Origin of the sequence: Mesorhizobium sp. CO1-1-11 (genome assembly GCF_020164995.1) — a bacterium.
GTDB lineage: Bacteria > Pseudomonadota > Alphaproteobacteria > Rhizobiales > Rhizobiaceae > Mesorhizobium > Mesorhizobium australicum.
On the sequence record NZ_JAIUHE010000001.1, the window covers coordinates 236,674 to 262,730 of the forward strand.

Below are 26,057 nucleotides of genomic sequence, written 5' to 3' on the forward strand. Positions count from 1 at the left end.
CCTCAGACGCTTTCGAGATAGGTCTCGATCTCGAAATCGCTGACGTTGAGGGCAAACGTATTCAATTCCTGGCGTTTGCAGGCGACGAAGGAGTCGCGCAGGATCGCCGGGAAGATCTCCGCCACATGCGTCCCGCCTTCAAAGGTTGCGATCGCCGACGCCCAGTCCGGCGGCAATTTGGCCGGGGCAACGCCTTGCCCGTCATTCCCCGCCGGGTCGCCCGGCGACATCTGCTTCTCGATGCCGATCAGCGCGGCGCCCAGTATGGCGGCAAGCACGAGATAGGGGTTGGCGTCGGCTCCCGAGACGCGATGTTCGATGCGGCGCGCGCCGGTCGGGCCGCCGGGGATGCGGATCGCGACCATGCGGTTCTCGTAACCCCAGGCGACCGCGGTCGGCGCGTAGGATCTCGGGCGCAGCCTGCGGTAGGAATTGAAGTGCGGCGCGAACACCAGCGTGCTTTCGGCCATCGCCGCCAGCAGCCCGCCGACCGCGTGTCGCATGGTGTCGGAACCCTGGTCGGTGCCGTCGTCGAACACGTTGCGCCCATCGGCGTCGACCAGGCTGAAATGGACATGGAAGCCGTTGCCGGCGCGGTCGCCATAGGGCTTGGCCATGAAGCAGGCGGCAAAGCCGTGCTTGCGGGCAATGCCCTTCACCGTGCGCTTGAACAACACCGCATCGTCGGCGGCCCGCAAGGCGTCGGCGACATGGTTCAGGTTGATCTCGAACTGGCCGACGCCGTTTTCGGCGATTGCCGTATCGACGGGAATGCCTTGCGCGCGGCAGGCTTCATAGATGTCGTGGATGAAGGCTTCGAAATCGTCGATCTCGTCGATCGACAGCGCCGCGTCGGAATCGAGGCGCCGCCCGGTGACCGGCGAGACCGGCCCGACCGGCCGCTGCGATTGCGGATCGACCAGGTAGAATTCGAGTTCGGTCGCCGCGACAGGCGTCAGGCCGAGCGCCTTGTAGCGATCGAGGATGCGGGCCAGTGCCCGCCGGGGGTCGCCGAGATAGGGCGCTCCGCTCTCATCGGCGAGCCAGAGCGGGACGAGCGCCGTCGGATGCGCCGTCCATTCCACCGGCAGAATGCCGCGACCCGTCCATTGGCAAAGGCCATCGGCATCGCCGGTCGAGAAGACCAGGCTGTTGCCTTCGATGTCCTCGCCCCAGACGTCGAGCCCGATCAGCGAGTAGGGCATGCGCAGCTTGCCCTCCAGCGCCTTGCGGGCCTGCTCGACGGGGATGCGTTTTCCCCGCATGATGCCGTTGAGGTCGCACACCGCGGCCCTCAGGCTCTGGATGTCGCTTCGGCTTTCAAGCCAGTTCAAAACGTCCGCAATTGCATCGCCCAATTTCAAACCTCTGGTTCCCTGCGGTGTCGCGTCTGAGGCGAGCACCCTATTTCTACGACAAAGCAGCTGATGAGTTCATGAAGGCACCTCCGACATCGGTCGGAAAAGTTTCCTTCATTTTTTCAAGCAGTTAGCCGGTATGTCGGGAGGCATTTCAGGAACCAATTGCGCGATCTGCGATCGCAACATAGCGACAAGGCAAGGGAAAGCCAAGCGGCATCTGGGGTGCAGGAGACACCGGCCTAGCTCCTCGCTTCCGGGAATCTGACCTGCCGCAGGATGTGGGCAGCACCCTCGTCGATGTCGCGAACGATGGCCGCCCGCGCTCGCGCACCGTCCTGCGCCTCGATCGCGGCAACGACTTCCTCGTGATAGTCGATGTCCAGGATGGAGGAGAGGTCGTCCTCGAACCCCACGGCGAGGTTTCTGAGAAACGGGCCGACCTGCATCCACACCGTCTCGATCAGGAAGATCATCTGCTCGTTGCCGCAATGGCGATAGATCGAGAACTTAAAATCGTGGTTCTTCCTGAGATAGTCGCCGATATCGCCTTTGCGGGCCGTCAGGGTCAGTTCTGTGCAATGGCGTCGGATCGCCCGCAGATTGTTGCCGTTGATCAGTTTCGTCGCAAGCTCGGTCGCCGGGCCTTCGAGCAGTGTGCGCACGGCGGTCAATTGCGAGAATCGCTCGGCCGAGATCACCGGCACCTCGACGCTGCCATTCGGCATCGGGCTCAGTGCACGCAATGCCTGCAGCCGCATGAAGGCACTGCGCACCGGCATGTCGCTGGTGCCGAGTTCCCTGGCGAGCCTGCGCGAGGTCAGCTTCTGACCGGGCAGGAATTGGCCCGACATCAGGGCTCGCACAAGCTCCAGATAGACCTTCTCGTGCAAGGGCACGGTGTCGACGGCGGTCAAACCGAAATGTGTTCTGCCGGCCATTGGCGGGGCGCACCTTCATCCGTTCTGAAAATGACCTGACGACACGCGCCGCGGACAAAGCTTAGGCCCGGCACGGCGGGAACACCCAAGCCGCCGATTGATCGGGCATGATAGACGCTTCGGTCGTTGCGCGGCAAGCCAACCGCCGGAGCCGGCGCGGTGCGGCGGGCTGCCTTCTTTTCCGGCTATCGATCCGGGGCCGGCCCGCTCTTTTCCAGCGCCAGATGCGTCAGCAAATTCCTGGTGATCCGGCCGACGTCGTTCATGGCATCGCCCGCGGGCAAGGCGCCGCACCAGGCGACCGAACTCGCGCAGAAGATCAGGCCGCCCGAGGGCAGATGGCGCAGCGTCATCTCCGCGCAGCGGCGCTCGTCGCGCTCTCTGTCACCTCCTTCGTACCAGCGCGTGGCGTCATGGACGAAGCTGTCCGGGAACCCGGTCGCACGGGCAATGACCATGGTGTCGGGGGATGTGCCCAGATGCGGGTCGGTGGCATCGACCTCGTAGCCGGCGGCGCCGCCAAGCACGATGCCCTCGTCGCCGAAGGTCTCGCTGGTGACGCCGTCGAACAACCACGCGGCCGAGGGCTGACGGCTTTCCGGCGTACGCGTGAAAGGCCGCGCGCCATCGAAACCCATCAGCGAGATGGCGACGCCGGTCAGCGAGAACTCGCCGCGCCCGCTGGCGCGCAGGTAGCCTCCCGGCTGGTTGGTAATCGACAGTGACTGTTCGGCGATGGGGCCGTCCCAGGTCCGGCCCGCCTCGAGCGGCGAGCGGCGCAATTCCATCAGATCGTCCTGGAACGCCACCTTGCCGGCAAAGCCATTGCCGCCGAGATAGGCGATGCTGCCGCCCGCCGCCGCGAATTGGCGCAGCGCATGCTCCATCTCGACCGACATGTATTCGGGATGGCTGCCGGTGATGACCGCCTGATACTCCTGCAGGCCGGCAAGACCCAGTTCGTGCAGGTCGCGGTCGGTGATGAGATCGAAGGCGATATCATTGTTGTGGCAGAAGCGTAGAAAATGCAGGTCGACCGGCAGATTGTGCGGGCAGCCGCAGAGCGGATACTTGTAGTCGTCACGCAGCGTCGCCTTGGGCTTCCTGGTGGAACAGATCGACACGCCGCTGAGGTCGCTGTGATAGTCGTAGAGCGACTTCAGATTGTTATCGATCGCGAAGCGATGGCCGCGATCTTCGCACATCCATTCGTAGAGATGCGCCGGCAGGAATTCGTCCGCGTAAGCGAGATAGGTGGCCGTCGGCACCAGGAACAACAACGGCGCCCGGCGCTCCGACGAAGTGATGAAGAAGACGATACGCTCCGATCCTTCATCGTGACCGACCTCGAAGGCATAGACCCCGGCGGGCGCCTCGGCGGGAACCTGCAATTGGTATGAGGCCGGCCACTGCAACGCCTCCATGTCGTCGTCGTGGCAATGCACGGCGTCGTAATGCGACGGCACCAGCCGGGGGTCGAAACTCGACCCGTCCCAGCGGCGCGAGGTCATGCAGAAGGCGGGCTGGTTGACCGTTTCCAGGAAGAGGACGCGATCGGTGCCTGTCGAGGCGAGCGGGCCTCTCGGCAGCAGGGTCGGAAACGTCCAGGCGATACGGCCAGCCGCGGTTTGCAGCGAGATCGTCGAGAATTTCGCGTTGAGCGACCTGACATCGTTTGCCGTGCTGGCGCCGAAGACCATGTCACCGGTCAGGAGCCGCCACGGCAGGTCGAATCGACGATCCAGGCGAAACGGCGACAGGAGATCGTCCGAATCGATCCGCAGCACGGTCGCGCCGTCGTTCGACGAAATCTCGACCTTGAGCCAGGTGTTTGCCGGCAAGACCACGTCGCTATCGGGCGAGTTGCCGTCGTCGCCTGATATCAGCCGCCCGTCCTGCAAGCCGAGGCGCAGGTTTCCGCTTTCGAACAGCACGCGGGCGCCATCGTTGCGGGTCAAGTATACTTCGAAGGCGACGCCTTCGATCTCGGTGGCCTTGGCAAGTTCCGCCGCCGCGACCCTGAGGAAGGATCCGTGATCGAAATCGCGACGGGACACGGCATTTCCCGTCGGCTCGACGCGCCAGCCCATCGGCTCGGCCGCTTGCGTGTCGAGCCGCACGACGTGCACGTCGCGTACCGGCCGCGACGACGAGACATGGAGGGCGACTGGTGTTCCTGCCGCTGTATGCCAAGGAACGGTATAGCCTGAGACGGCCATGGCGCCGTGGTCGACGGGGCGTTTCATCGCCGCAAAAATCCGCGTCGCGATCCCGGCTGTCGCACTCTCCCCGGCTGTCGCACTCTCATTGATGGCAAACTGGACAATTCTTTCATACCTTTGGGTCAGGAGGGCGCATATATCCCCTCGGCCTTGCTTGCTGATTAAGTCCGTAGAAATCTCGCTCAGCCATCGATGGCCTCGGCAAATGCGAGTTCTAGGCATCCGTCGCAGGCATCCGCTTGGTGCCTGATCCACGACGACATTATCGCGATCGTCCGAAACCGGACAGTCGTTCTCGAAGGTCGGCCTCTTCATCACAAAACTTGACCTTCACGCTCTTGCACGTCCGGCCGCTCTCTGGCTTTTTGGGGTACCCATCCGAACGGACTGATTCGCGTCATGCCGCTCGATTGCAATGTCTTGCAGGCAGTCTGCTTGTGGGTCGTGAAGCGCACGCAATTGGCGAAGGAGAAGCAGGCATGGCCGAGTTCAAGAAGCCGGAAATCTCCGAGATGAGACCCAAGATCACCGTGATCGGCGTCGGCGGCGGCGGCGGCAACGCGATCAACAACATGATCGTGGAACAGCTTCAGGGAACCGAGTTCATTGCCGCCAACACCGATGCCCAGGCGCTGACTATGTCGAAGGCGACGCGGCTGATCCAGCTTGGCGCGCACGTCACGGAAGGCCTTGGCGCCGGCTCGTTGCCCGAGATCGGCCGTGCCGCGGCCGAAGAATCGCTGGACGAGATCATGGATCATTTGGCCGGCACCCACATGTGTTTCGTCACTGCCGGCATGGGCGGCGGCACCGGAACCGGTGCGGCCCCGATCATCGCCCAGGCGGCGCGCAAGGCCGGCATCCTGACGGTCGGCGTCGTCACCAAGCCGTTCACCTTCGAGGGCAGGCGCCGCATGCAGATGGCCGAAGAGGGCATCGAGCGGCTGCGCGAGGCCGCCGACACCGTGATCGTGATCCCCAACCAGAACCTGTTCCGGATTGCCGATGCCAAGACCACTTTTGCCGATGCCTTCGTCATCGCCGACAGGGTGCTTTATTCAGGCGTCAGCTGCATTACCGACCTCATCGTCAAGGAAGGCCTGATCAATCTCGACTTCGCCGACGTCAAATCGGTGATGCGCGGCATGGGCCGCGCCATGATGGGAACCGGCGAGGCTTCGGGCGAAGGCCGGGCGATGAAGGCGGCGGAAGCCGCGATCGCCAATCCGCTGCTTGACGAAATGTCGATGAAGGGCGCCAAGGGCGTGCTGGTGTCGATTTCGGGCGGCCGGGACATGACCCTGTTCGAGGTCGACGAGGCGGCCACGCGCATCCGTGAAGAGGTCTATGAGGACGCCGATATCATCGTCGGCGCCATCTTCGACAAGAGCATGGAAGGCCGCTTCAGGGTCTCGGTGGTGGCGACGGGCCTCGATCGTTCGCTCGGCGAGGGTGATGCCGATGCCGGCATGGCACATGGCCATTCCGTGCCGTCCGCCGCACGGACCCTGCAGTAACCTTTCTCTTCGATTGACCTCCCGGGCAGGCGACCCGCGGTATCTGCCGCGTCCCCGGGGCGGAAAAATTGCTCTTCAGGACGCCTTCTCGCCGATGAGCTCGAATCGCTCGATCTCGCATTCGCGCGCGACCAGCGCCAGGATTTCCGTCGAGGGTTCGGCGGCGTCGGACTGTCTCCATTCGAGATTGAACGAGTACACGAAGCGGTCGCGGCTGGGATCATGCTCGATCTTGGCAAGGCGCGCGCCGTAGCCGAGCGGCCGCACCATCTCCGGAAGGTCAGGTGGGAATCCGTTTGCCCAGGAAACCGACAGGATCGCATGGTGGTCGCGCGGCAACTTGAGGTCGACCCATTTCAACACCTGAAGTGTCAGTAGCGTCAGCACGGTTGCAATTGCCGCAAGACCAAACTGGCCGCCGCCAACGGCAAGTCCGATCATCGTCATGATCCACATGGTGGCCGCGGTGGTGATCCCAGTCACGAGATCGCCGCGCCGAAGGATGGCGCCGCCGCCGATGAAGCCGACGCCGGTCAGCACGCCAAGCGGCAGACGCAGCACGTCCATGCTGGCGAAGAAGTCCATTCCCTTACCCGTGGTATCAAGCAGTATGTTGGCCTGGATCATGGCCACAGCGGCTGCCAGGGCGACCAGGATGGTCGTGCGAAGCCCGGCGGTGTGGCCGCGCGCTTCCCTGTTCAGGCCGATGAAGAAACCAGCCAGCAGCGCAAGCAGCAACCGGGCGACAAGATCGGGCCATGTCGGATGAAGTGGCATATCGCAGCAAAGCGGCTCGAACATCGCCCTGTCAGGGCGGCGCTGGTGCTCCGCCCTCCATTTTTCTCAGGATTTCGGCGCCCTCGCTGACGACGTTGCTTGCGGCTGGCCGGTACGTCGCGACCTCGGGCTGTCGATGTAAGAACCTTTTTGCCTTCGTGAGGTTCCCGGCGAACCGTCGCGCGGCAGCCGACCAAACGCCATGCAATTTGAAGGTGGCGCTTGACTTCGTCCGATCCGTGTGAAAAATTTTGCAGCAACTGATAAAAATATCACCGGGATGGAAACGTGGTTGGTTTTGGAAACGGCCTTTTGCGGGACGATGATGCCAGCATGGCGGCGCGGGCCGCGTGGCTTCATTACGCCGGCGGCCTGACCCAGTCCGAGGTCGCCAAGCGGCTGGGGCTGACCAGCCTCAAGGCGCACCGCCTCATCACCAAGGCCAACCAGGAAGGCCTGGTGAAGGTCTATATCGACGGCGAAGTGTCGGAATGCGTCGAGCTCGAGGACGAATTGTCCCGCCGCTACGGCCTCGACTATTGCGAGGTGGTTCCGGATTTCGATTCCGAGGATCTGCCGCTCAAGGCGCTCGGCATCGCCGGCGCGCAGTTCCTCAAGCGCGAGATCGAGCGCGGCGAGCAGGCGCTGATCGGCGTCGGCCATGGCCGCACGCTCGCGGCCTGCGTGGAATATCTGCCGCGCACCACCACCGACCGCATCCGTTTCGTCTCGCTGCTTGGTGGCCTGACGCGGAAATTCTCGGCCAACCCGCATGATGTCATCCACCGTCTCGCCGAACGCACCGGTGCCGAAGCCTATGTGATGCCGGTGCCGATGTTCGCCAACACGGCGGAGGACCGCATCGTGCTGCTGGGCCAGAAGGGCATTAGTGAGGTCTTCGATCTCGCCAGATCCGCCGACCTGTTGTTTGCGGGCATCGGCACCGCCGAACGCGAGGCTTCGCTTGTCGCCACCGGCATGATCGAGAAGGGCGAGATGGAGGAGATCCGTCGCAATGGCGGTGTCGGCGAATTGCTCGGCCATTTCTTTGACGAGGCCGGCAAGGCAGTGGCGACGACCGTTTCCAACCGGGCGCTGGCACTGGCGCGCGAGGATATCGCCAGCCGCCGGATTGTCGCCGTCGCCGGCGGCAGGATTAAGGTTCGCGCAATCAAGTCGGTGCTGGAGGGGCGCTATCTCAAGGGCCTGATAACGGACGAGCGCACGGCGCGATCGCTCGTGGAAGAGACGCCGGTCGGGTAGCCGGCAACAGTCCAGTTGAAACTACCCTGTGGAGGAGAAGACGAAATGCATGAGAAAGAGAAAGACCTGATAGATGCCTTCCTGCGCGGACAAGTCGACCGTCGTGGACTGATCAAGGGCCTGGGTGCCATGGGTCTCGCCGCCGGCACCGCCGGCACGCTGCTCAACCTCGGCCAGACCCGCGCGCTTGCCGCGGACTTCGACTGGCAGGCGCATAAGGGCAAGACCATCAAGCTCTTGCTCAACAAGCATCCCTATGCCGACGCCATGATCGCCAATCTTGAGAACTTCAAGAAGCTGACCGGCATGAACGTCGTCTACGACGTATTCCCCGAAGACGTCTATTTCGACAAGGTGACGGCCGCATTGTCGGCGAGCTCGCCCGAATATGATGCCTTCATGACCGGCGCGTACATGACCTGGACCTATGGCCCAGCCGGCTGGATCACCGACCTCAACGAATGGATCAAGGATCCGGCCAAGACCAACCCGAACTATGCTTGGGACGACTTCCTGCCAGGCGTCAAGAATTCCTGCGCCTGGAACGGCAAGCCGGGCGGAGCTTTGGGATCGGAAGACGCCAAGCAGTGGTGCATTCCGTGGGGGTTCGAGCAGAACAACATCACCTACAACAAGGCGATGTTCGACAAGGCGGGCGTCAAGGTTCCCGGCAATATGGACGAGATGGTGGCCGCTGCCGCCAAGCTCACCAAGGATGTCGGCGGCGGCGTCTACGGCATTGGTGTGCGCGGCTCGCGCTCCTGGGCGACCATACACCCGGGGTTCCTGTCGGCCTACGCCAATTTCGATCAGAAGGACCTGAACGTGTCGGCCGACGGTAAATTGTCGGCCGCCATGAACACCGCCCAGTCCAAGGCTTTCCACAAGCAGTGGGTGCAGATGATCCAGGAGAGCGGCCCGAAGGACTGGTCGACCTACACCTGGTACCAGGTCGGCACCGATCTGGGCGCCGGCGCCTCGGCGATGATCTTCGACGCCGATATCCTTGGCTACTTCATGAATGGTGGCGACAACAAGATGGCCGGCAAGCTTGCCTTCGCCGCCTTCAAGGCGAATCCGGAGGCCAAGGCACCAACGCCGAACATCTGGATCTGGTCGCTGTCGATGTCCAACTTCTCCAAGGACAAGGACGCCACATGGTACTTCATGCAATGGGCCTCCGGACCTGAGCATGCGCTGTTCGGCGCCACCAAGATGGATTTTGTCAACCCAGTCCGCCAGTCGGTCTGGAAAGATGAGGTCTTCCGCGAGAAGCTGAACAAGAGCTATCCGGGCTATGTCGAGATGTTCGACGCCTCGGCACCCGGCGCCTCGATCAAGTTCACGGCGCAGCCGTTGTTCTTCGATCTCACCACCGAATGGGCGGCGACGCTGCAGAAGATGGTGTCCAAGGAAGTGCCGATCGACGAGGGCCTCGACAAGCTCGCCGAGAGCATCAACGGCCAGCTCAAGGAAGCCGGTCTCGGTTAAGTCGCAACGAGGGCCGGCCTGCTTGGCGGTTCGGCCCTCGCCACATCTTTCATGTTTGCGATGCGGTGCCGAAAGGTGACCGCCATTTCGCCCCACCGGCCGCCTTGCTCCCTTGGGCGGCCGGCAGGGCGAAGCGACAGCAACAACGGAGCAGCTCGATGACTGCGGTGGTATCGCAAAGGCTCAAGCCATCCGGCTTCAGGATCAGCAAGCGGGTGCTGCCCTATGTGCTCAGCCTGCCGGCCTTGCTGGTCTGCATAGGCATCCTGATCCCGTTCCTGACGTCGGTCGTTTACTCGTTCCAACGCTATCGTCTGAGCCAGCCTTGGGCGCGCCAGTTCAACTGGGGCGACAACTACATCTCCTTCTTCACCGACCCGAAATTCTGGAATACGTTGAAAGTGTCGCTGCTCTATGCCGGCACCACGGTCGTGCTGGAACTGCTTCTCGGTCTCGCCATCGCGCTGCTGCTGCAGAAGCGCTCGACGCTCAACAACTTCATCTCGATCATGCTGTTGATGCCGCTGATGACGGCGCCCGCGCTGGCAGCACTGATGTGGAAGCTGATGACCAATCCGGGCTTCGGCGTGCTGAGCTATCTCGCCAGCCTCATCGGGCTGCAGGATTTTCGCTGGGCGTCGTCACCGTCGACGGCGCTGTTCACCGTCGTGCTGGTCGACATCTGGGTCTACACGCCCTTCATCATGATCCTGCTGCTTGCCGGCCTGCGCAGCCTGCCAACGCAGCCCTTCGAGGCCGCCGCGCTCGACGGCGTGCCGAGGAGCTTCGTCTTCTTCCGCATCACCTTGCCGATGCTGACGCCCTACATCCTGACGGCGACCTTGTTTCGCCTGCTCGATTCCATCCAGCAGTTCGACATCATCTACGCCATGACACAGGGCGGGCCGGGCGACACACTGACCGTGTTCCAGGTCGAGGCCTATCTCAACTTCTTCCAGTCGACCAATGTCGGCCGCTCGGCGGCGCTGATGATCATCCTGTGGGCGATCACCTATTTCCTCTCCAACATCTTCATCAAGAACTGGCTCAGGCTGCGCGAACGCGCCCGCGGCCAGGCATAGGAGGCGGCGATGGAACATACCTCGCCTCTCGAACGCATCCTGCGCGGCGCGGCACTGACGCTGGTCGTGATCTTCTTCATGTTCCCGATCCTGTGGATCTTCATGATGTCGTTCCAGACCAACGAGACCATTCTGCGCATCCCGCCGCAGCTCATCTTCGAACCGACGCTCGCCAACTACACGGCGTTGATCACCGGCAAGCTGATGACGGCCGCCGGCACGCTCGACATCGCCTTCATGCGCAACCTCTGGAACTCGGTATTCCTGTCGGTGACCTCGGTGGCGGTTTCACTGCTGCTCGGCGTGCCGGCGGCCTACGCCTTCGCGCGCCACAAATTCCGGGGTTCGGAGGACATCGCCTTCACGCTGCTGTCGTTCAAGTTCGCGCCGGCACTTCTGGTGCTGCTGCCGCTGACCCTCTACTTCCAGAAGCTCGGCCTGGCCAACACCTATATCGGGCTGATCTGGGTCTACCAGTTGATCTGCCTGCCGCTGATCCTGTGGATCGTGCGCGGCTATTTCGAGGATATTCCGGCCGACATCGAATATGCCTACCGCATCGGCGGCCATTCCTGGTTCGCCACCTTCCGCAAGATCGCGCTGCCGCTCGCCGGCCCTGGCATCGCGGCGGCCGGCCTGCTCGCCTTCATCTTCGCCTGGAACAATTTCGTTTTCGCGCTGGTGTTGGCTTCGGCCGACAAGCAGCCGGTGACGGTCGGCGCGTTGGCCTTCATCACTTCATCGGGCATCCAGTACGGCCAGATTTCGGCGGCCATAGTCTTGTCGATCACGCCGACGCTGGCGCTCGCCCTTTACGCACAGCGCTATCTGGTCGAGGGCCTGTCGCTCGGCGCGGTGAAAGGATAGAAATGGCCAGCCTCGAACTCAGAAACGTCGTCAAGCGCTACAAGAGCCAGACCGTCCTCGACAATCTGTCGCTGACCGTTGCCGATGGCGAAACGCTGGTGCTGTTTGGTCCCTCGGGCGCCGGCAAGACGGTGCTGTTGCGGCTGGTCGCCGGCGTCATCGATCCGGACGAAGGCAAGATCCTGATCGGCGGCGAGGACATGACCGATGTCGACGCGGAATTCCGCGGCGTCGGCATGGCGTTCCAGAATTTCGCGCTGTTTCCGCATATGAGCGCTTTCGACAATATCGCGACGCCGCTGGCGGCCAAGCGCTCGTCGCAGAGCGCGATCAAGGCCGGTGTCGAGAGCGTCGCCAAATTGTTGAAGATCGGCCATGTGCTTTCCCACAAGCCGCGCGCGCTCTCCAACGGCCAGAAGCAGCGCACGGCCCTTGCCCGCGCTTTGGTCGGTTCGCCGCCGCTGCTTCTGCTCGACGATCCCTTGCGCAATGTCGACGCCAAGCTGCGTTTCGAGATGCGGCTCGAACTGCCGCGGCTGCTCGCCGATCGCGGCGCCACCGTCGTTTACGTTACCCAGGACTACAAGGAAGCCATGGCGCTCGGCGACCGCATCGCGGTGATGTCGCAAGGCGTCATCAGGCAGCTTGGTACGCCCGAGCAGATCTATCGTGAGCCCGCCAACATCGAGATTGCGCGGCTGTTCGGCGATCCGACCATCAACCTGCTCGACGTCAAGCCCGCGCGCGATGCCCGGGGGGGCTATGTCGGCCTGTCCAATGTGCAGGTCCATCTCGCCGATGCTCCCGAGGCCGCCATCGGCCGCGACTGCATCATCGGGCTGAGACCCGAGGCCCTGCATTTCGTCGGCGAAAACGAACCCGGCGCCGTTCCGGTGATCGTCGAGGCGGAGACGCCGCTCAACGAAAAGATCGTTACCCTGGTGCGCACCGTGCGCGGCCGTGAAATCCTGGTCTCGCGCCCGGCCGGAACCCCGGGGCGCAGCGAAGGCAAGGCGCATATCGCCGTCGACGGCAAGAGCGCCCTGCTGTTCGATCGGGCGAGCGGCGAGCGCATCGGCGCCAGGAATGTCGTCAAACTGCGCAACGGAGAAGCGGCATGAGCCCGAGCGCGCTCACCATATCGGGCGTCGACAAATTCTATGGCCCGATCGACAGGGGCGTTCACGCCGTCAAGAACCTGACGATGGAGATCGGCAAGGGCGAAATCGTGGCGCTGCTCGGCTCGTCGGGCTGCGGCAAGACCTCGACCTTGCGAATGATCGCTGGCTTCGAGGAGGTGTCGCGTGGCGCGATCGCGGTCGCCGGCCGCAAGGTACACACCTTGCCGCCGGTCAAACGCAACGTGGCGATGGCCTTCGAGGGCTATTCGCTCTATCCGCCGCTCACCGTGCGCGAGAACATGGCCTTTGCCCTCAAGGCCGCAAGGCTGCCCAGGAGCGAGGTCGACGCCAAGGTCGCCAGCATCGCAAAGCTGCTGGAGATCGAGGACATATTGGAGCGCTATCCTAGCTCCATTTCGGGTGGCCAGCAGCAGCGCGCCAGCCTTGGCCGGGCGCTGATCCGCGAGGCCGACCTGCATCTGCTGGACGAGCCGATGGGCCAGCTCGAGCCGCAGCTTCGCGCCGTGCTGCGCGGCCGCATCAAGCACTTCATCAAGGAACGCGGCCTGACCGCGATCCTGGTCACCCACGACCAGACCGAGGCGAACGCGCTGGCCGACCGCATCGCGGTGATGGAGGGCGGCGTGCTGCAGCAGTTCGATACGCCGGACCGGATCAAGGAGCGCCCGGCGAACCTGTTCACCGGCACCTTCGTCGGCGAGCCGCCGATGAACGTCTTCGAGGCCTTTGTCGGCACGACCGCCGGCCGCATCAGTCTCAAGCTGCCCGACGGGCTGTCGCTCGACTATGACAAGGACGCCTTCAGCACTCCGGTTCGCGACCAGCTGCTCAGCCGCGAGCGGGTGGTCATCGGCATCAGGCCCTATGCGGTCAGGCGCTCGAAGGAGGGTGTTCCGGCCAGGGTCTCGGCCAACCAATGGCTCGGCGACCAGACCCACATCGCCGCCGACTTCGCCGGCGGCTCGCTGGTCCTGGTGGAGCATGACCGCACCCGGCTCGACCTCGGCGCGCCCATCAATGTCAGCATCGATCCCAAAAACCTGCACGTCTTCGACCAAGCGAGCGGCATTGCGATCTCGCACGGCATGGAGCTCGCGTGATGCGCGATCTATTAATAGGCATCGATGCCGGCACTTCCGTCATCAAGTCCATCGCTTTTGACACGAAGGGCCGCCAGATCGCGGCCGCGGCAACGCCGAACCATTACGAGACGCTGCCGGGCGGCGGCGCCGAACAGGATCTGGCCCGCACATGGGCCGATGCCGCCACCACCTTGCGCCAGCTTGCCGACGAGGTGCCCGATCTCGCCAGCCGGACCGTCGCCATCGCGGTGACCGGGCAGGGCGACGGCACCTGGCTGATCGACGGCAAGGGCGAGCCGGTGGCCAAGGGTTGGCTCTGGCTCGACGCGCGCGCCGCCGGCGTCGTCGAGGAAATCCGTGCGCGGCCCGATGACCGGCTGCGCTTCGAGAAGACCGGCAGCGGGCTCGCCGCCTGCCAGCAAGGCTCGCAGTTCGCGTTCATGAAACGCACCATGCCCGAAATGCTCGGCAAGGCGGCGACCGCGTTCCACTGCAAGGATTGGCTCTATTTCAAGCTGACCGGCGAACGCGCCACCGATCCGTCCGAAGGGACCTTCACTTTCGGCGACTTCCGCACCCGTGACTACAGTGGGGACGTGCTCGACGTCCTCGGCGTCGCCGATCTCAGACACCTGCTGCCGCCCATCGTCGACGGCACGAGCCACAGCGCCGGACTGTCGCCGGCCGCCGCCGAAGTCACCGGCATGCTTGCCGGCACACCCGTCGTGCTCGGTTATGTCGACGTCGTCTGCACCGCGCTCGGCGCCGGCCTCCTCGACCGCGAGCGCAAGCCCGGCTGCTCGATCATCGGTTCCACCGGCATGCACATGCGGCTGGCCGAGACCCCTGATGATGTGCAGCTCAACGAAGCGGCGACCGGTTATACGATGGCGATGCCGGCGCCGGGCGTCTTCGCGCAGATGCAGTCCAACATGGCGGCGACGCTCAACATCGACTGGGTGCTTGGCCTCGCTTCGGGCATTCTCGCCTCGCAAGGCATAACCCGCAGCAATGGCGAGATGATCGCGCTGGTCGACGCCTGGATCGCGGCCTCGCAGCCGGCTTCGCTGCTCTACCAGCCCTACGTGTCGGAAGCCGGCGAGCGCGGACCGTTCGTCGATGCCAATGCCAGGGCAGGCTTCGTCGGCATTTCGTCGCGTCACGGCTACGCCGATCTGGTGCGCGCCGTCTTCGAAGGCTTGGCCTTCGCGGCGCGCGATTGCTACGCCGCCATGGGCCCGCTGCCGCGCGAAATTCGCCTGACCGGCGGCGCCGCCAGAAGCCCGGCGCTGCGCAAGATCCTGGGTGCGGCCATTGGTGCCGACACGCGCACCAGCGCGCGCGAGGAGGCCGGTGCGGCCGGTGCCGCAATGATCGCGGCGGTCTGCGTCGGCCAATACGCCTCCATGGACGAATGCGTCGGCGAATGGGTGACGCCGCTGCTCGGCGAGGCCGAGCCGAGCGACCCGGATCTCGCCGCGATCTACGACAGGATGACCCCGTCCTACATGCTGGCGCACCAGGCCCTGCGGCCGGTCTGGCGTGCCATGGCGACATCGCAGGAAAATTGAGAAGTCGAGTATGCTGAGGAAAATAGCGATCATTGGCGACAACTTCATGCTGCCGGAGGTGTTTCGCGCCAAAATCGAGAAGGTGGCCAGTGGCGACCTCGATATCAGGACATTGCGGACGGCCTGGCCCGACGAGCCGATGGAGTTCGGCAACGCCGCGCTCGGCCTCGACAAGGTCAAGGAATATTTCGGCCATCCCGACGAGGTCGTCGACTTCATCGACGATGCCGAAATCCTCGTCACCCAGCTTGCGCCCCTGTCGGAGGGCATGATGCGGCGCCTGCCGCGGCTCAAGCTGGTCGCGGTGTCGCGCGGCGGCCCGATCAACATCGACATGGAAGCGGCCAGGGTGCACGGCATCACCGTGGTCAATGTGCCCGGCCGCAACGCCACTGCCGTGGCTGAGTTTACCATCGGCGCCATCCTGGCCGAGACGCGGCTGATCCGGGTCGGCCACGAGGCCTTGCGCAAGGGGGAATGGCGCGGCGATCTCTACCGCGCCGACCGCACCGGCCGCGAACTCGGCGAAATGACCGTCGGCGTGGTCGGCTACGGCAATATCGGCACGAAGGTGGTGCGCCTGCTGCGCGCCTTCGGCTGCCACGTCCTGGTCAGCGATCCCTATGTGCAACTGAGCGCCGAGGACCGCAACGCTGGCGTCGAACTGGTTGCGCTCGACGACCTCCTGTCGCGCTCCGATGTGGTCACGCTGCATTCACGGGTGACGCAGGAGACACGCGGTCTGATCGGCAAGGACACCATCGCGCGGATGAAGCCGGGCGTGATCTTCGTCAATACGGCGCGTGGCCCGCTGGTCGACTACGACGCACTCTACGAGGCGCTGGTTTCAGGGCAGATCGCCAGCGCCATGCTGGAAACCTTCGCGGTCGAACCGGTGCCGTCGGACTGGCCCTTGCTGCAGCTGCCCAATGTGACGCTGACGCCGCATATCGCCGGCGCTTCGGTGCGCACCGTGACCTATGCCGCCGAGCAGGCCGCCGAGGAAGTGCGCCGCTACCTGGCCGGCCTGCCTCCGGTCAATCCGTGCTGAGAGCGATGGCCATGATGCGAAAATCAGGCAGTGGGGCGACGGCAAGATGAGCGTCGGCCCTGACATAGTCGACCTCTTCGTCATTGGCGGCGGCGTCAACGGCGCCGGCATCGCGCGCGACGCCGCCGGCCGCGGGCTTTCCGTCATCCTGTGCGAAAAGGACGATCTCGCCGAAGGCACCAGCTCGCGCTCGGGCAAGCTCGTCCATGGCGGTCTGCGCTACCTCGAATATTACGAGTTCCGCCTGGTGCGCGAGGCGCTGATCGAGCGCGAGGTGCTGCTGGAATCGGCGCCGCACATCATCTGGCCGATGCGCTTCGTGCTGCCGCACAGCCCGGACGACCGGCCGGCATGGCTGGTGCGGCTCGGCCTCTTCCTCTACGACCACCTCGGCGGCCGCAAGCGGCTGCCCGCCACGCGGACGCTCGACCTGCGCACCGCGCCCGAGGGGGCGCCGATCAAGGACAGTTTCAAGCGCGGCTTCGAATATTCCGACTGCTGGGTCGACGATGCCCGCCTCGTCGTCATCAATGCGCTCGACGCCGCCGAACGGGGAGCGAAGATCCTCACCCGCACCGCCTGCACCGCGGCCCGCCGCGAGGGCGGCCTCTGGGTTGTCGAGATGCGCGACGTCAGGACCGGCATCAAGACCAGTGTACGGGCCCGCGCGCTGATCAATGCCGCCGGCCCTTGGGTCAATGACATCGTCAACCGCGTTGCCGGCCAGAACTCCAGGCGCAACGTCCGCCTCGTCAAGGGCAGCCATATCGTCGTACCCAAATTCTGGGAGGGAAGGCAGGCTTATCTCGTCCAGAACAACGACAAGCGCGTCATCTTCATCAATCCCTACCAGAACGATCTAGCCTTGATCGGAACCACCGACATCCCCTACGAGGGCCGGCCCGAGGATGTGAGGGCGGATGAGAGCGAGATCGATTACCTCATCAAGGTGGTCAACCGCTATTTCAAGCGCGGCCTTGCGCGGGGCGACGTGGTCCATTCGTTCTCCGGTGTCCGGCCGCTCTATGACGACAACGCCGACAATCCGAGCGCGGTGACGCGCGACTATATTTTCGAACTCGACGCGCCGGACGCGCAGGCGCCGCTGCTCTCCGTCTTCGGCGGCAAGATCACCACCTTCCGCAAACTGGCCGAGCATGCGCTGGACAGGATCGCACCGTTCTTTCCCAGCATGGGCAAAGCCTGGACCGCGAGGGCGCATCTGCCAGGCGGCGACATCGCCAATGCCGACTTCGAACAGTTTCTTGGCAACCTCGCAAGCGAGTATCCATGGATGCCGGCATCGTTGCTCAAGCATTACGGCCGGCTCTACGGCACCAGGACGCGGTCCGTGGTCGGCGGCGCCCGATCGCTCGCCGCACTGGGGCGGTGCTTCGGCAAGGATTTCTTCGAGCGCGAGGCGAACTACCTCTTTGAACAGGAATGGGCGGAAGACGCGGCCGACATTCTCGAACGGCGCACCAAGCATGGCCTGCATTTGTCCGCCGAGGAGAAGTCGGCCTTCGAGCATTGGTGCGCGAGCCGGCAGGCGAGGGCAGGCTGATGGCGCTCATCGCCCCTGTTCTGCGCCGGCGTTGACGGGATCGCGACCTTGGCTTTCACGCTCTCCCTCAACACCAATCCGCTGGTCAACCGCTTCGCCGAGCCGGACGACCTGATCGATACCGTCGCCTATGAGATCGGCATTCGCGACGTTCAGCTCACGCATGAATTCGTCAACCCAGGCTGGCCGGCGGCGACGATCGTCAAGTTCGTCCGCCTGTTCCGCAACGCCTTGAATCGCACCGGCGTGCGCGTCACCTCCGGCATGACCGGCCCCTATGGCCGGCTGAACCATTTCGGCCATCCGGATGCCGATGTGCGCCGCTACTATGTCGACTGGTTCAAGACCTTTGCCGACATCTCGGCCGAGCTTGGTGCCAGCGGCATGGGCACGCAGTTCGCCATTTTCACGCATCGGGACTATGACGATCCCGCCCGTCGCGCCAAGCTGTTCGACATCGCGCTGGACTGCTGGCGCGAGGTCGCCGAGCACGCCCGAGCGGCAGGCCTGACCTATCTGTTCTGGGAGCCGATGTCGGTCGGTCGCGAATTCGGTCACACGATCGAGAATTGCCGGATGCTGCAGGACGCGATTGACGCGGCCGGCATGGCCATTCCGCTGGAGATGATGGTCGACATCGACCATGGCGACGTCACTTCCTCCAATCCGGCCGACGTCGATCCCTATGCCTGGGCCGAAGCTTTTCCCCTGAAGTCCCCGATCATCCACATCAAGCAATCGTCGATGAACAAGGGTGGCCATTGGCCATTCACCGCGGCCCACAACAAGGACGGCCGCATCACGCCTGAGAAGCTGCTGGAGACGGTGCGACGCGGCGGCGGCACCGACAACGAGATCTGCCTCGAACTGTCGTTCCGCGAGCGCGAGCCGGTAGACCACCAGGTCGTCGCCATGATTCGCGAGTCGGTCGATTACTGGGCGCCGTTCATTGACGCCGGCAGGGCGGGGATTTCGCCGAAGGACGGATAGAAATCGGACAGGAGCCCACGCGGCTCCTGTCCATGAAATGCTACCGGATCGAACTCAGGCGAATTTCGGATCGAGGCTGCCCGACTTGTAGCGCTTGGCCATTTCCGAAACCGGTAGCGGCTTGATCTTCGGCGCATTGCCGGCGGTGCCGAACTGCTCGAAGCGCTCCTTGCAGAGCTTCCTCATCGCCGCCATCGCCGGCGTCAGATATTTGCGCGGATCGAACTCGCTGGGATTTTCGGTCAGCACCTTGCGGATCGCGCCGGTCAGCGCCATGCGGTTGTCGGTGTCGATGTTGATCTTGCGCACGCCATGCTTGATGCCGCGCTGGATCTCTTCCACCGGGACGCCCCAGGTCGGCTTCATCTGGCCGCCATATTTGTTGATGATCTCCTGCAGGTCCTCCGGCACCGAGGACGAGCCGTGCATGACCAGATGCATATTCGGCAAGCGCCGGTGGATCTCCTCGATCACGTTCATCGCCAGCACCGCGCCGTCGGGCTTGCGCGAGAATTTATAGGCGCCGTGGCTGGTGCCCATGGCCACCGCCAGCGCATCGACATGGGTGTCGCGCACGAACTGTTCGGCCTGCACCGGATCGGTCAGGAGCTGGTCGTGACTGATCGCGCCTTCGACGCCGTGGCCGTCTTCCTGCTCGCCGCCGCCGCTCTCGAGCGAGCCCAGCACGCCGATCTCGCCTTCGACCGACACGCCGCCCCAATGCGCCATGTCGACGACGCGCTTGGTGATGCCGGAATTATAGGCATAGTCGGCCGGCGACTTGCCGTCTTCCTTGAGTGAGCCGTCCATCATCACGGAGGTGAAGCCGTGCTGGATCGCGGTGACGCAGGTGGCTTCGTTGTTGCCATGGTCGAGATGCATGCAGACCGGGATGTCGGGATGGATTTCGACCAGCGCGTCGATCAGCTTGGCCAGCACCACGTCATTGGCATAGGCGCGCGCGCCGCGGCTCGCCTGCAGGATGACCGGGGACTTGGTCTCCTCGGCAGCCTCCATGATGGCGAGGCCCTGTTCCATGTTGTTCATGTTGAAGGCCGGCACGCCATAGCCGTATTCGGCGGCGTGATCGAGCAATTGTCTCAGTGTGATGCGAGCCAACGATTAGTCTCCCGTATCTGGTTTCGAACCTGTGGTTGCGGGCCGCCCGCGCATCGTTCAGCCCACCGATGCTTCTGGCCGGAATCCCGCGCAACCGCAACCGTGACAGACCGTCCCGGCAGCAATTCTTGTTACAGCGGCGCGATAAGAGCCGGCGAATATCCCACGGAAATATCTCATTATCACAAAAATCATGATACCTATGCGATCATATCTGTTATATCTTCGCTCGATCAAGGAGCCAGCTTCTGCGTTGGCGGGTCGGCGAGAATGAAGAGCGACAACAGACGCCAAGGCATCATGGACTTCCTGGTGGACGCCGGCGCGGCGAGCGTCGACGATCTTGCCTCCCGCTTTGGCGTCTCCAGGATGACCGTGCATCGCGACCTCGACGAGCTCGAGGAGAGCGGTTTGCTGCGCAAGGTGCGCGGCGGCGCCTCGATCCAGCCGAGCAGTCTGTTTGAAAGCGATTTCCGCTACCGGCAGAAGCAGGCGATCGGGGAAAAACAGCGCCTTGCGGCGGCGGCCGTGGCTATGATCGAACCCGGCCAGACGGTCATCATCGACGACGGCTCGACCGCGGGCGGTATCGCGCGGTATCTCGCCGATCTCAGGCCACTGACGGTGATCACCAACAACCTCGCCGTCATCCAGGATCTGGCGGGTGCCGCAGGCATCAACCTGATCGCGCTCGGCGGCCAGTATTCGAAGAAATTCCACGGCTTCTTCGGCCTGCTCGCCGAAGCTTCGCTGCGGTCGCTGCGTGCCGACGTCGCCTTCCTGTCGTCGTCCGCCATCCATGGCGCCTCCGCCTTCCATCAGGACCAGGAAGTGGTGCAGGCCAAGCGACTGATGATGGCCGCGGCGACACGCAAATATCTGCTGGTGGATCACGGCAAGTTTGGCCGCAGCGCGCTGCATTTCCTGACCGATCTCAAGGCATTCGACGCCGTCTTCACCGGGCGCGGGCCGGAGCCCGGAATGCGCGACACGCTGGATGCGGCCGGCGTCTCGCTGACGGTGGTCGCCGACAAGGATTGATGATCAAACGGGGACTGAGGATCAAGGAGTGTACGCGTGGTTTACTGGGTCGGTACAAGCTGGAAGATGAACAAGACGCTCGCCGAGGCGCTTGACTTTGCAGGCGCACTGGCCGGCTTCGTGGCGGGTTTCGACGATCGCATCCAGCCTTTCGTCGTCCCGCCTTTCACGGCGGTGCGCGAGGTCGGGCAGGCGCTGTCGACGACGCGCGTCAAGGTCGGCGCGCAGAACATGCATTGGGCCGACGCCGGCGCCTGGACCGGCGAGATCTCGCCGGTGATGCTGAACGATTGTGGCCTAGACCTGGTCGAACTCGGCCACAGCGAAAGGCGCGAGCACTTCGGCGAGACCGACCGCACGGTTGGGCTGAAGACGGCGGCGGCGGTCAAGCACGCACTGATACCGCTGATCTGCGTCGGCGAGACGCTGGCCGAGCGCGAAGGCGGCAAGGCCGATGCGGTGCTGACCAGCCAGGTCGAGGGTGCACTGCAATTCCTCGAGGGCGAGGCGAGGGGAGCAAAAATCCTGTTCGCCTACGAGCCGGTCTGGGCGATCGGCGACAAGGGCATTCCGGCCAGTTCCGACTATGCCGACAAGCAGCAGGCGCTGATCAAGAAGGTCGCGGGGGGTCTGCTGCCGTCCGTGCCGCCGGTGCTCTATGGCGGCAGCGTCAATCCCGGCAATGCCGCGGAACTGATCGCCCAGCCCAACATCGACGGCTTGTTCATCGGCCGCTCGGCCTGGCAGGCCGAAGGCTACATCGACATCCTGCGCCGCGCGTCGGCCGCCATCTGAATCATCGAACTGGAAAGGACAAAAAATGAAAATAGCCATTGGAGCCGACAGCGCCGGCAAGCCGCTGCTCGACGTCATATCAGCGCATCTGGCGACCAAGCCGGGGCTCACCGTCAGCGACCTCAGCCAGGCCGGCTTCTATGCCGATCTGTCGCGGAAACTTGCCCAGACGATCGTCGACGGCGAGAACGATCGCGGCATCCTGTTCTGCGGCACCGGCATCGGCGTCTCGATCTCGGCCAACAAGGTGCCGGGCATCCGCGCCGCACTCACCCACGACACCTATTCGGCCGAACGCGCGGCGAAATCCAATAATGCCCAGATCATCACCATGGGCGCCCGCGTCATCGGCCCGGAACTGGCCAAGGCCATTGTCGATACCTGGCTGGCCTCGGAGTTCGACGAGAAGGGACCGTCGGCCGGCAACGTCCAGGCGATCGACAGGCTCGATGCGGCGAAGAGCTAAGCGAGACTGTCGCGCATCGCGCCGATGACGGTGACGGCCGAAGCCGCACCGGGATCGATATGGCCGAGCGAGCGCTCGCCGAGCCGCGACGAGCGGCCCTTGGCGGCGATCATGTCCTTGGTCGATTCCGCGCCGCGCTCGGCGGCGGCAAAAGCGGCCTGGAGGCTTTCGGCAAGGTTTTTTCCTGCTGCATTGCTGGCGCCGGCCGCTTCCGCCGCCGGTTGCCAGGCGTCGACCATTGTCTTTTCGCCGGTTTCGGCCTTGCCGCGATCCTTGATGCCTTGCGCCATGGCCTGCAGCAGCGCGACGACATCGGCATCCGCCAGCGTCGCCTTGCCCTTGACGGCGGCGGCGGCGCGCATGAAGGCGGTGGCATAGAGCGGGCCGCAGGACGCGCCGACGGCATTGAGAAACGATTTCGCCGCGGCGTTGAGGAGCGCGGTCGGCTCGGCCGCCGTAAGGTCGAGCGATGCCAGAGCATCGCGCGCGGCGTTGAACCCGAGCGCCATGGCAATGCCGTGGTCGGCGTCGCCGATGACGCCGTCGAGCTGGCAAAGCCGGTCTCTGTCGGCTTCCATCGCCACGGCGATCGCATCGAACATTCTTTTCAGGTCGAACGCGGCGATGGTCATGGAGCGCTCCTCAGCCGGCACGGAACATGGCGCAGTCGCAGGGGTGGTCGAGCATCGCCTGCAATTCTTCGTCGAGATGGAAAAGCGTCACCGAAGCGCCGGCCATTTCCAGCGACGTGCAGTAGTTGCCGACCCAGGTCGCGTGGACCGAAACGCCGATGGCGTCGAGCCTCTGCTTGACCCGGCGGTTCATGATGTAGAGCTCCATCAGCGGCGTCGAACCCAGCGAATTGACCAGCACCGCGACCTTGTCGCCGCGCTTCGGCGCCATCTCGGCGAAAATCTTGTCGAGCATCTCGTCGGTGATTTCGTCGGCGGTCCCGAGCTTGCCGCGGGCGATGCCGGGTTCGCCATGGATGCCCATGCCGATTTCCATCTCGTCCGCGCCGATCTCGAAATTCGGCCGCCGGGTCTGCGGCAGCGAGCAGGGCGACAGTGCCACGCCCATGGTGAAGGTGCGGTCGTTGGCCTTGCGCGCGACGCGCTCGCATTCGTCGAGGGAGAGCATCAGGTCGCAGGCGGCACCGGCCGCCTTGAAGATGAAGAAATTACCGGCGACACCACGGCGCTTCCGCCGCTGGTCACGCGGCGCCGAGGCGACGTCGTCGGTGGTCAGCACCGTGCGCACCTCGATATCGTCCATGGCGGCCATCTCGGCCGCCATGTCGAAATTCATCACGTCGCCGGCATAGTTGCCGTACATGAACAGCACGCCGGCGCCGCCGCTGACCGCCTTGGCGCATTCGAGGATCGGATCGGGCGGCGGCGAGGCAAAGACGTTGCCGACAGCCGCCGCGTCCGCCAGCCCCTTGCCGACAAAGCCGAGAAAGGTCGGCTCGTGGCCGGAGCCGCCGCCGATCACCAGCCCGACCTTGCCGGGCCTCGGTCCATCGCGGGCGATGATCGAGCGCGGACTGCCGTCCACGCTCCCGAGATGGCGAGGATGCGCGGCCAGGATCCCTTCGAGCATTTCGTCGACGGCACGGTTGCCGTCATTGATGATCTTCTTGGTCTGCACCGGCATCCTCCCGAACTCAGTATTTTCCGGGATACTACAGCCCGTTACCGGGATTTCCACCCCGGCAGCGCCGCTTCAGGCCGCGATCTTTTCCCGCGCGGCGAGTATCTGCACACAGGCGTTTGCCGCTTCCTTCCCCTTGACCGTGAAATGCTCGAAGAAGAAGCGATGATGCTCGGCGCTGTCGTGGAAATTGTGGGGCGTGAGCACCGCCGAAAGCACGGGCACGCCGGTCGACAACTGCACGTTCATCATGCCGTCGATAACAGCGTTGGCGACGAAGTCGTGCCGGTAGATGCCGCCATTGACGACGAATGCCGTGCCGAGGATAGCGGCGTAGCGGCCGGTCCCGGCAAGCGTCTTGGCATGGAGCGGAATCTCGTAGGCGCCGGGCACGTCGAAGATATCGACGGCAAAGCGTCCGCCGCCAATCTCGGCCAGTTCCGCCCCAAAGGCTTGCACGCACTGGTCGACAATGTCGGCATGCCAGCGCGCCCTGATGACGGCGATGCGGATTGTTTCATAGTCTTTGTGGGAATGCTGATTCATGGGTCCATCCTTCCGTTTCGAACCAGAATCAGGACGCACGATACGAAATGCGGCCCGCCGGGGCGGTCCGTCTTCCGTTTCGTTCTCTTTCATCCGGACTGTAACCGTCGGCTCCGGAATCACACCGGATCTGCTGACCTCTCCGATACCGGAGAGCGCTCGCGGGCTGCGGCCGAAACCGTTACCGCCGGTGGGGACTTTCACCCCGCCCTGAGAACATTAACGCGCTTTGTATGGGAGGATGGTGGGGCCGCTGTCAACGCAGCAGGTGTCCTTGGCCAATCACGTTTTGCCGATTGGAGCAATGCAACAGGCGGATCGTTCTAGCGTGTGCGCCATGCCGCCGCGCCAGCGGCAATCAGCATCAGCAAGGCCGCAACTGCCGCGCATGTGGCGAAGCCGAAGCCGGAATAGAGCGGCCCGAAGCCGGTGGTGCCGACGAACACCGCGAGGTAGGTCACCGCGCTGTTCAGCCCCATGATCGTGCCCCGCCGCGACGGATCGAGCGCCGACAGGCGCATCACCAGCACGTTCAGCCCGAAATGATTGGCAAGTCCCCAGGCAGCCACCATGGCGAGCGTCAAGCCATAGCTGCCGCTGGTCGCGGCGATCGCCACGTAGACGATGGCGACGAGAAGGTAGGCAAAGGGCATGACGCGTCGGGCGCCCAGCCGATCGATGATGCCGTCGAAGAGCGCCGCCGTGCCAAATCCCGCGCCATAGGCGAGGGCCGCCAGCCCATTGGCGCTGACGGGCTGCCCCAGCCCGCTGTGGAGGTGGTCGCCAAGGTAGCCATAGACACCGTAGAAGGCGGTCATGAAGGCGCCGCACGCGATGAGAAGCGGCACAATGCCGGGAATGTTCAACGCCACCAGCGGGGCGGGTGCCGGTCCGGCCTTCCGGACATCCGGGAGCGACGATGCGCTGAGGCCGCCAAGCGCTAGTGCCGCCAGCACGGCCACGGCGACAAAGACGGCGCGCCAGTGCACGAGATCGGCAAGCACCGCCGACAGCGAAACGCCGGCCACCATGCTGAGCGTCCACCCGGTCAGCACCACGCCGATCGTGCCGCTTTCCCGCCCGGGCGGGGCGATGGCCGCGGCACTGGCATAGATTGCCGGCATGGCGACGCCGGCTGCGATCCCAGCGACAAGCTGCGCGGCAACCAGCGCGCTCACCGTCGACGCGGCCGCGCTGGCGACCAAGGCCAATGCCAGCAGCAGCAAGGCCGCCCGCAGCATCCGGCGCGCGCCGAGCCGGTCGATATGGCGTGCCAGGAACAGGGCGCTCGCCGATGTGCCGAGGCCGAACGCGGCCGCCGCCATCATCACCATGGGGACGCTGGTCGAGAACGACACGGCCACTGCCGGAGCGATCGGGCCCAGCACCAGCGAATTCGAGCCGATCACGGCGATGCATCCGGTCAGCAGATAGGCGAGGGCCGGGATGGGCGGCCTGGTGCCCGCGCCCAAGGCTGTAGCTTGATCGTTGTTCGACATATCATCATAATGGCCGTATT

The 26,057-nt window shown here is 64.2% G+C and carries 23 protein-coding genes and 1 riboswitch; of the genes, 14 read left to right on the forward strand and 9 right to left on the reverse strand.

Features of this window, described 5'->3' with window-relative positions; all coding sequences use genetic code 11:
• Positions 1 to 2: 2 nt before the first annotated feature.
• The 3 genes from LB554_RS01180 to LB554_RS01190 form a co-directional block, all read right to left on the reverse strand.
• Positions 3 to 1,358 (reverse strand): glutamine synthetase family protein, encoded by a 1,356-nt coding sequence (locus tag LB554_RS01180; protein WP_015318975.1) that lies wholly within the window; start codon positions 1,356 to 1,358, stop codon positions 3 to 5.
• Between the two features lie 242 nt (positions 1,359 to 1,600).
• On the reverse strand, positions 1,601 to 2,299 hold the full coding sequence (locus LB554_RS01185; RefSeq protein WP_140661516.1) for a GntR family transcriptional regulator: 699 nt from the start codon (positions 2,297 to 2,299) through the stop codon (positions 1,601 to 1,603).
• A 185-nt stretch (positions 2,300 to 2,484) separates the two neighbouring features.
• Positions 2,485 to 4,545: a N,N-dimethylformamidase beta subunit family domain-containing protein gene (locus LB554_RS01190; RefSeq protein WP_224582786.1), complete on the reverse strand. Its 2,061-nt coding sequence runs from the start codon at positions 4,543 to 4,545 to the stop codon at positions 2,485 to 2,487.
• A 455-nt stretch (positions 4,546 to 5,000) separates the two neighbouring features.
• On the opposite strand from LB554_RS01190, the gene ftsZ reads away from it, so the two are divergent.
• Positions 5,001 to 6,038 carry a cell division protein FtsZ gene (gene ftsZ, locus LB554_RS01195; RefSeq protein ID WP_140715186.1) on the forward strand — a complete coding sequence of 346 codons (1,038 nt, stop codon included), beginning with the start codon at positions 5,001 to 5,003 and terminating at the stop codon, positions 6,036 to 6,038.
• A 75-nt stretch (positions 6,039 to 6,113) separates the two neighbouring features.
• Here the strand turns inward: ftsZ and LB554_RS01200 are convergent, their stop codons facing one another.
• Complete coding sequence (locus LB554_RS01200; protein ID WP_140715185.1) at positions 6,114 to 6,839, reverse strand: MgtC/SapB family protein; 726 nt, start codon at positions 6,837 to 6,839, stop codon at positions 6,114 to 6,116.
• Positions 6,840 to 7,103: 264 nt separating this feature from the next.
• Between LB554_RS01200 and LB554_RS01205 the strand changes: the two genes are divergently transcribed.
• The 10 genes from LB554_RS01205 to LB554_RS01250 all read left to right on the forward strand — a co-directional run bounded on the left by LB554_RS01205 (position 7,104) and on the right by LB554_RS01250 (position 18,918).
• Positions 7,104 to 8,078, forward strand: coding sequence for a sugar-binding transcriptional regulator (locus LB554_RS01205; protein WP_015318970.1), 975 nt, complete (start codon positions 7,104 to 7,106; stop codon positions 8,076 to 8,078).
• A gap of 45 nt (positions 8,079 to 8,123) precedes the next feature.
• Complete coding sequence (locus LB554_RS01210) at positions 8,124 to 9,569, forward strand: ABC transporter substrate-binding protein (RefSeq protein ID WP_140715183.1); 1,446 nt, start codon at positions 8,124 to 8,126, stop codon at positions 9,567 to 9,569.
• 158 nt (positions 9,570 to 9,727) lie between these two features.
• Positions 9,728 to 10,651 (forward strand): carbohydrate ABC transporter permease, encoded by a 924-nt coding sequence (locus LB554_RS01215; RefSeq protein ID WP_015318968.1) that lies wholly within the window; start codon positions 9,728 to 9,730, stop codon positions 10,649 to 10,651.
• A 9-nt stretch (positions 10,652 to 10,660) separates the two neighbouring features.
• The gene (locus tag LB554_RS01220) at positions 10,661 to 11,518 is read left to right on the forward strand and encodes a carbohydrate ABC transporter permease (RefSeq protein WP_224582787.1); all 858 of its coding nucleotides are present in this window, start codon (positions 10,661 to 10,663) and stop codon (positions 11,516 to 11,518) included.
• A gap of 2 nt (positions 11,519 to 11,520) precedes the next feature.
• Positions 11,521 to 12,639, forward strand: coding sequence for an ABC transporter ATP-binding protein (locus LB554_RS01225; RefSeq protein WP_224582788.1), 1,119 nt, complete (start codon positions 11,521 to 11,523; stop codon positions 12,637 to 12,639).
• Entirely contained in the window at positions 12,636 to 13,760 is a 1,125-nt protein-coding gene (locus tag LB554_RS01230) for an ABC transporter ATP-binding protein (protein WP_224582790.1), read from the forward strand. The genes LB554_RS01225 and LB554_RS01230 overlap by 4 nt, the downstream gene beginning before the upstream one ends.
• Positions 13,760 to 15,313 carry an FGGY-family carbohydrate kinase gene (locus LB554_RS01235; RefSeq protein ID WP_224582792.1) on the forward strand — a complete coding sequence of 518 codons (1,554 nt, stop codon included), beginning with the start codon at positions 13,760 to 13,762 and terminating at the stop codon, positions 15,311 to 15,313. Before LB554_RS01230 ends, LB554_RS01235 begins: the two co-directional genes overlap by 1 nt.
• A gap of 10 nt (positions 15,314 to 15,323) precedes the next feature.
• A complete protein-coding gene (locus tag LB554_RS01240) occupies positions 15,324 to 16,364 on the forward strand; it encodes a 2-hydroxyacid dehydrogenase (RefSeq protein ID WP_224582793.1) in 1,041 nt (346 codons plus the stop codon).
• Between the two features lie 46 nt (positions 16,365 to 16,410).
• Positions 16,411 to 17,928 (forward strand): glycerol-3-phosphate dehydrogenase, encoded by a 1,518-nt coding sequence (locus tag LB554_RS01245; RefSeq protein WP_224582796.1) that lies wholly within the window; start codon positions 16,411 to 16,413, stop codon positions 17,926 to 17,928.
• Positions 17,929 to 17,976: 48 nt separating this feature from the next.
• Positions 17,977 to 18,918 carry a sugar phosphate isomerase/epimerase family protein gene (locus LB554_RS01250; RefSeq protein ID WP_224582797.1) on the forward strand — a complete coding sequence of 314 codons (942 nt, stop codon included), beginning with the start codon at positions 17,977 to 17,979 and terminating at the stop codon, positions 18,916 to 18,918.
• A gap of 54 nt (positions 18,919 to 18,972) precedes the next feature.
• On the opposite strand, the gene fba is transcribed toward LB554_RS01250, so the two are convergent.
• On the reverse strand, positions 18,973 to 20,037 hold the full coding sequence (gene fba, locus LB554_RS01255) for a class II fructose-bisphosphate aldolase (RefSeq protein ID WP_015318960.1): 1,065 nt from the start codon (positions 20,035 to 20,037) through the stop codon (positions 18,973 to 18,975).
• 270 nt (positions 20,038 to 20,307) lie between these two features.
• Between fba and LB554_RS01260 the strand changes: the two genes are divergently transcribed.
• The 3 genes from LB554_RS01260 to LB554_RS01270 are packed head-to-tail and all read left to right on the forward strand — an operon-like array spanning position 20,308 to position 22,339.
• Positions 20,308 to 21,078, forward strand: coding sequence for a DeoR/GlpR family DNA-binding transcription regulator (locus tag LB554_RS01260; RefSeq protein WP_224582799.1), 771 nt, complete (start codon positions 20,308 to 20,310; stop codon positions 21,076 to 21,078).
• A gap of 36 nt (positions 21,079 to 21,114) precedes the next feature.
• The gene (locus tag LB554_RS01265; RefSeq protein ID WP_224582802.1) at positions 21,115 to 21,873 is read left to right on the forward strand and encodes a triose-phosphate isomerase; all 759 of its coding nucleotides are present in this window, start codon (positions 21,115 to 21,117) and stop codon (positions 21,871 to 21,873) included.
• A 25-nt stretch (positions 21,874 to 21,898) separates the two neighbouring features.
• Positions 21,899 to 22,339, forward strand: coding sequence for an RpiB/LacA/LacB family sugar-phosphate isomerase (locus tag LB554_RS01270; RefSeq protein WP_140617404.1), 441 nt, complete (start codon positions 21,899 to 21,901; stop codon positions 22,337 to 22,339).
• Here LB554_RS01270 and dhaL read toward each other — a convergent pair.
• From dhaL to LB554_RS01290, 4 genes are all read right to left on the reverse strand, one after another.
• Complete coding sequence (gene dhaL, locus LB554_RS01275) at positions 22,336 to 22,971, reverse strand: dihydroxyacetone kinase subunit DhaL (RefSeq protein ID WP_140617403.1); 636 nt, start codon at positions 22,969 to 22,971, stop codon at positions 22,336 to 22,338. The genes LB554_RS01270 and dhaL overlap by 4 nt on opposite strands.
• Positions 22,972 to 22,981: 10 nt before the next feature.
• Positions 22,982 to 23,989 carry a dihydroxyacetone kinase subunit DhaK gene (locus tag LB554_RS01280; RefSeq protein WP_224582804.1) on the reverse strand — a complete coding sequence of 336 codons (1,008 nt, stop codon included), beginning with the start codon at positions 23,987 to 23,989 and terminating at the stop codon, positions 22,982 to 22,984.
• Between the two features lie 75 nt (positions 23,990 to 24,064).
• Complete coding sequence (locus tag LB554_RS01285; RefSeq protein ID WP_015318954.1) at positions 24,065 to 24,538, reverse strand: 6,7-dimethyl-8-ribityllumazine synthase; 474 nt, start codon at positions 24,536 to 24,538, stop codon at positions 24,065 to 24,067.
• A gap of 77 nt (positions 24,539 to 24,615) precedes the next feature.
• Positions 24,616 to 24,760, reverse strand: a riboswitch (FMN riboswitch).
• A 101-nt stretch (positions 24,761 to 24,861) separates the two neighbouring features.
• Positions 24,862 to 26,037, reverse strand: a complete 1,176-nt coding sequence (locus tag LB554_RS01290) for an MFS transporter (RefSeq protein WP_224582806.1) — start codon at positions 26,035 to 26,037, stop codon at positions 24,862 to 24,864.
• Between the last annotated feature and the right edge of the window lie 20 nt (positions 26,038 to 26,057).

Coding starts and splice junctions, on each gene's coding strand:
- LB554_RS01185 (WP_140661516.1), bottom strand. CDS start 2,299: ATGGCCGGCAGAACACATTTCGGTTTGACCGCCGTCGACACCGTGCCC.
- LB554_RS01190 (WP_224582786.1), bottom strand. CDS start 4,545: ATGAAACGCCCCGTCGACCACGGCGCCATGGCCGTCTCAGGCTATACC.
- ftsZ (WP_140715186.1), top strand. CDS start 5,001: ATGGCCGAGTTCAAGAAGCCGGAAATCTCCGAGATGAGACCCAAGATC.
- LB554_RS01200 (WP_140715185.1), bottom strand. CDS start 6,839: ATGTTCGAGCCGCTTTGCTGCGATATGCCACTTCATCCGACATGGCCC.
- LB554_RS01210 (WP_140715183.1), top strand. CDS start 8,124: ATGCATGAGAAAGAGAAAGACCTGATAGATGCCTTCCTGCGCGGACAA.
- LB554_RS01215 (WP_015318968.1), top strand. CDS start 9,728: ATGACTGCGGTGGTATCGCAAAGGCTCAAGCCATCCGGCTTCAGGATC.
- LB554_RS01220 (WP_224582787.1), top strand. CDS start 10,661: ATGGAACATACCTCGCCTCTCGAACGCATCCTGCGCGGCGCGGCACTG.
- LB554_RS01225 (WP_224582788.1), top strand. CDS start 11,521: ATGGCCAGCCTCGAACTCAGAAACGTCGTCAAGCGCTACAAGAGCCAG.
- LB554_RS01230 (WP_224582790.1), top strand. CDS start 12,636: ATGAGCCCGAGCGCGCTCACCATATCGGGCGTCGACAAATTCTATGGC.
- LB554_RS01235 (WP_224582792.1), top strand. CDS start 13,760: ATGCGCGATCTATTAATAGGCATCGATGCCGGCACTTCCGTCATCAAG.
- LB554_RS01240 (WP_224582793.1), top strand. CDS start 15,324: ATGCTGAGGAAAATAGCGATCATTGGCGACAACTTCATGCTGCCGGAG.
- LB554_RS01245 (WP_224582796.1), top strand. CDS start 16,411: ATGAGCGTCGGCCCTGACATAGTCGACCTCTTCGTCATTGGCGGCGGC.
- LB554_RS01260 (WP_224582799.1), top strand. CDS start 20,308: ATGAAGAGCGACAACAGACGCCAAGGCATCATGGACTTCCTGGTGGAC.
- LB554_RS01270 (WP_140617404.1), top strand. CDS start 21,899: ATGAAAATAGCCATTGGAGCCGACAGCGCCGGCAAGCCGCTGCTCGAC.
- dhaL (WP_140617403.1), bottom strand. CDS start 22,971: ATGACCATCGCCGCGTTCGACCTGAAAAGAATGTTCGATGCGATCGCC.
- LB554_RS01285 (WP_015318954.1), bottom strand. CDS start 24,538: ATGAATCAGCATTCCCACAAAGACTATGAAACAATCCGCATCGCCGTC.
- LB554_RS01290 (WP_224582806.1), bottom strand. CDS start 26,037: ATGTCGAACAACGATCAAGCTACAGCCTTGGGCGCGGGCACCAGGCCG.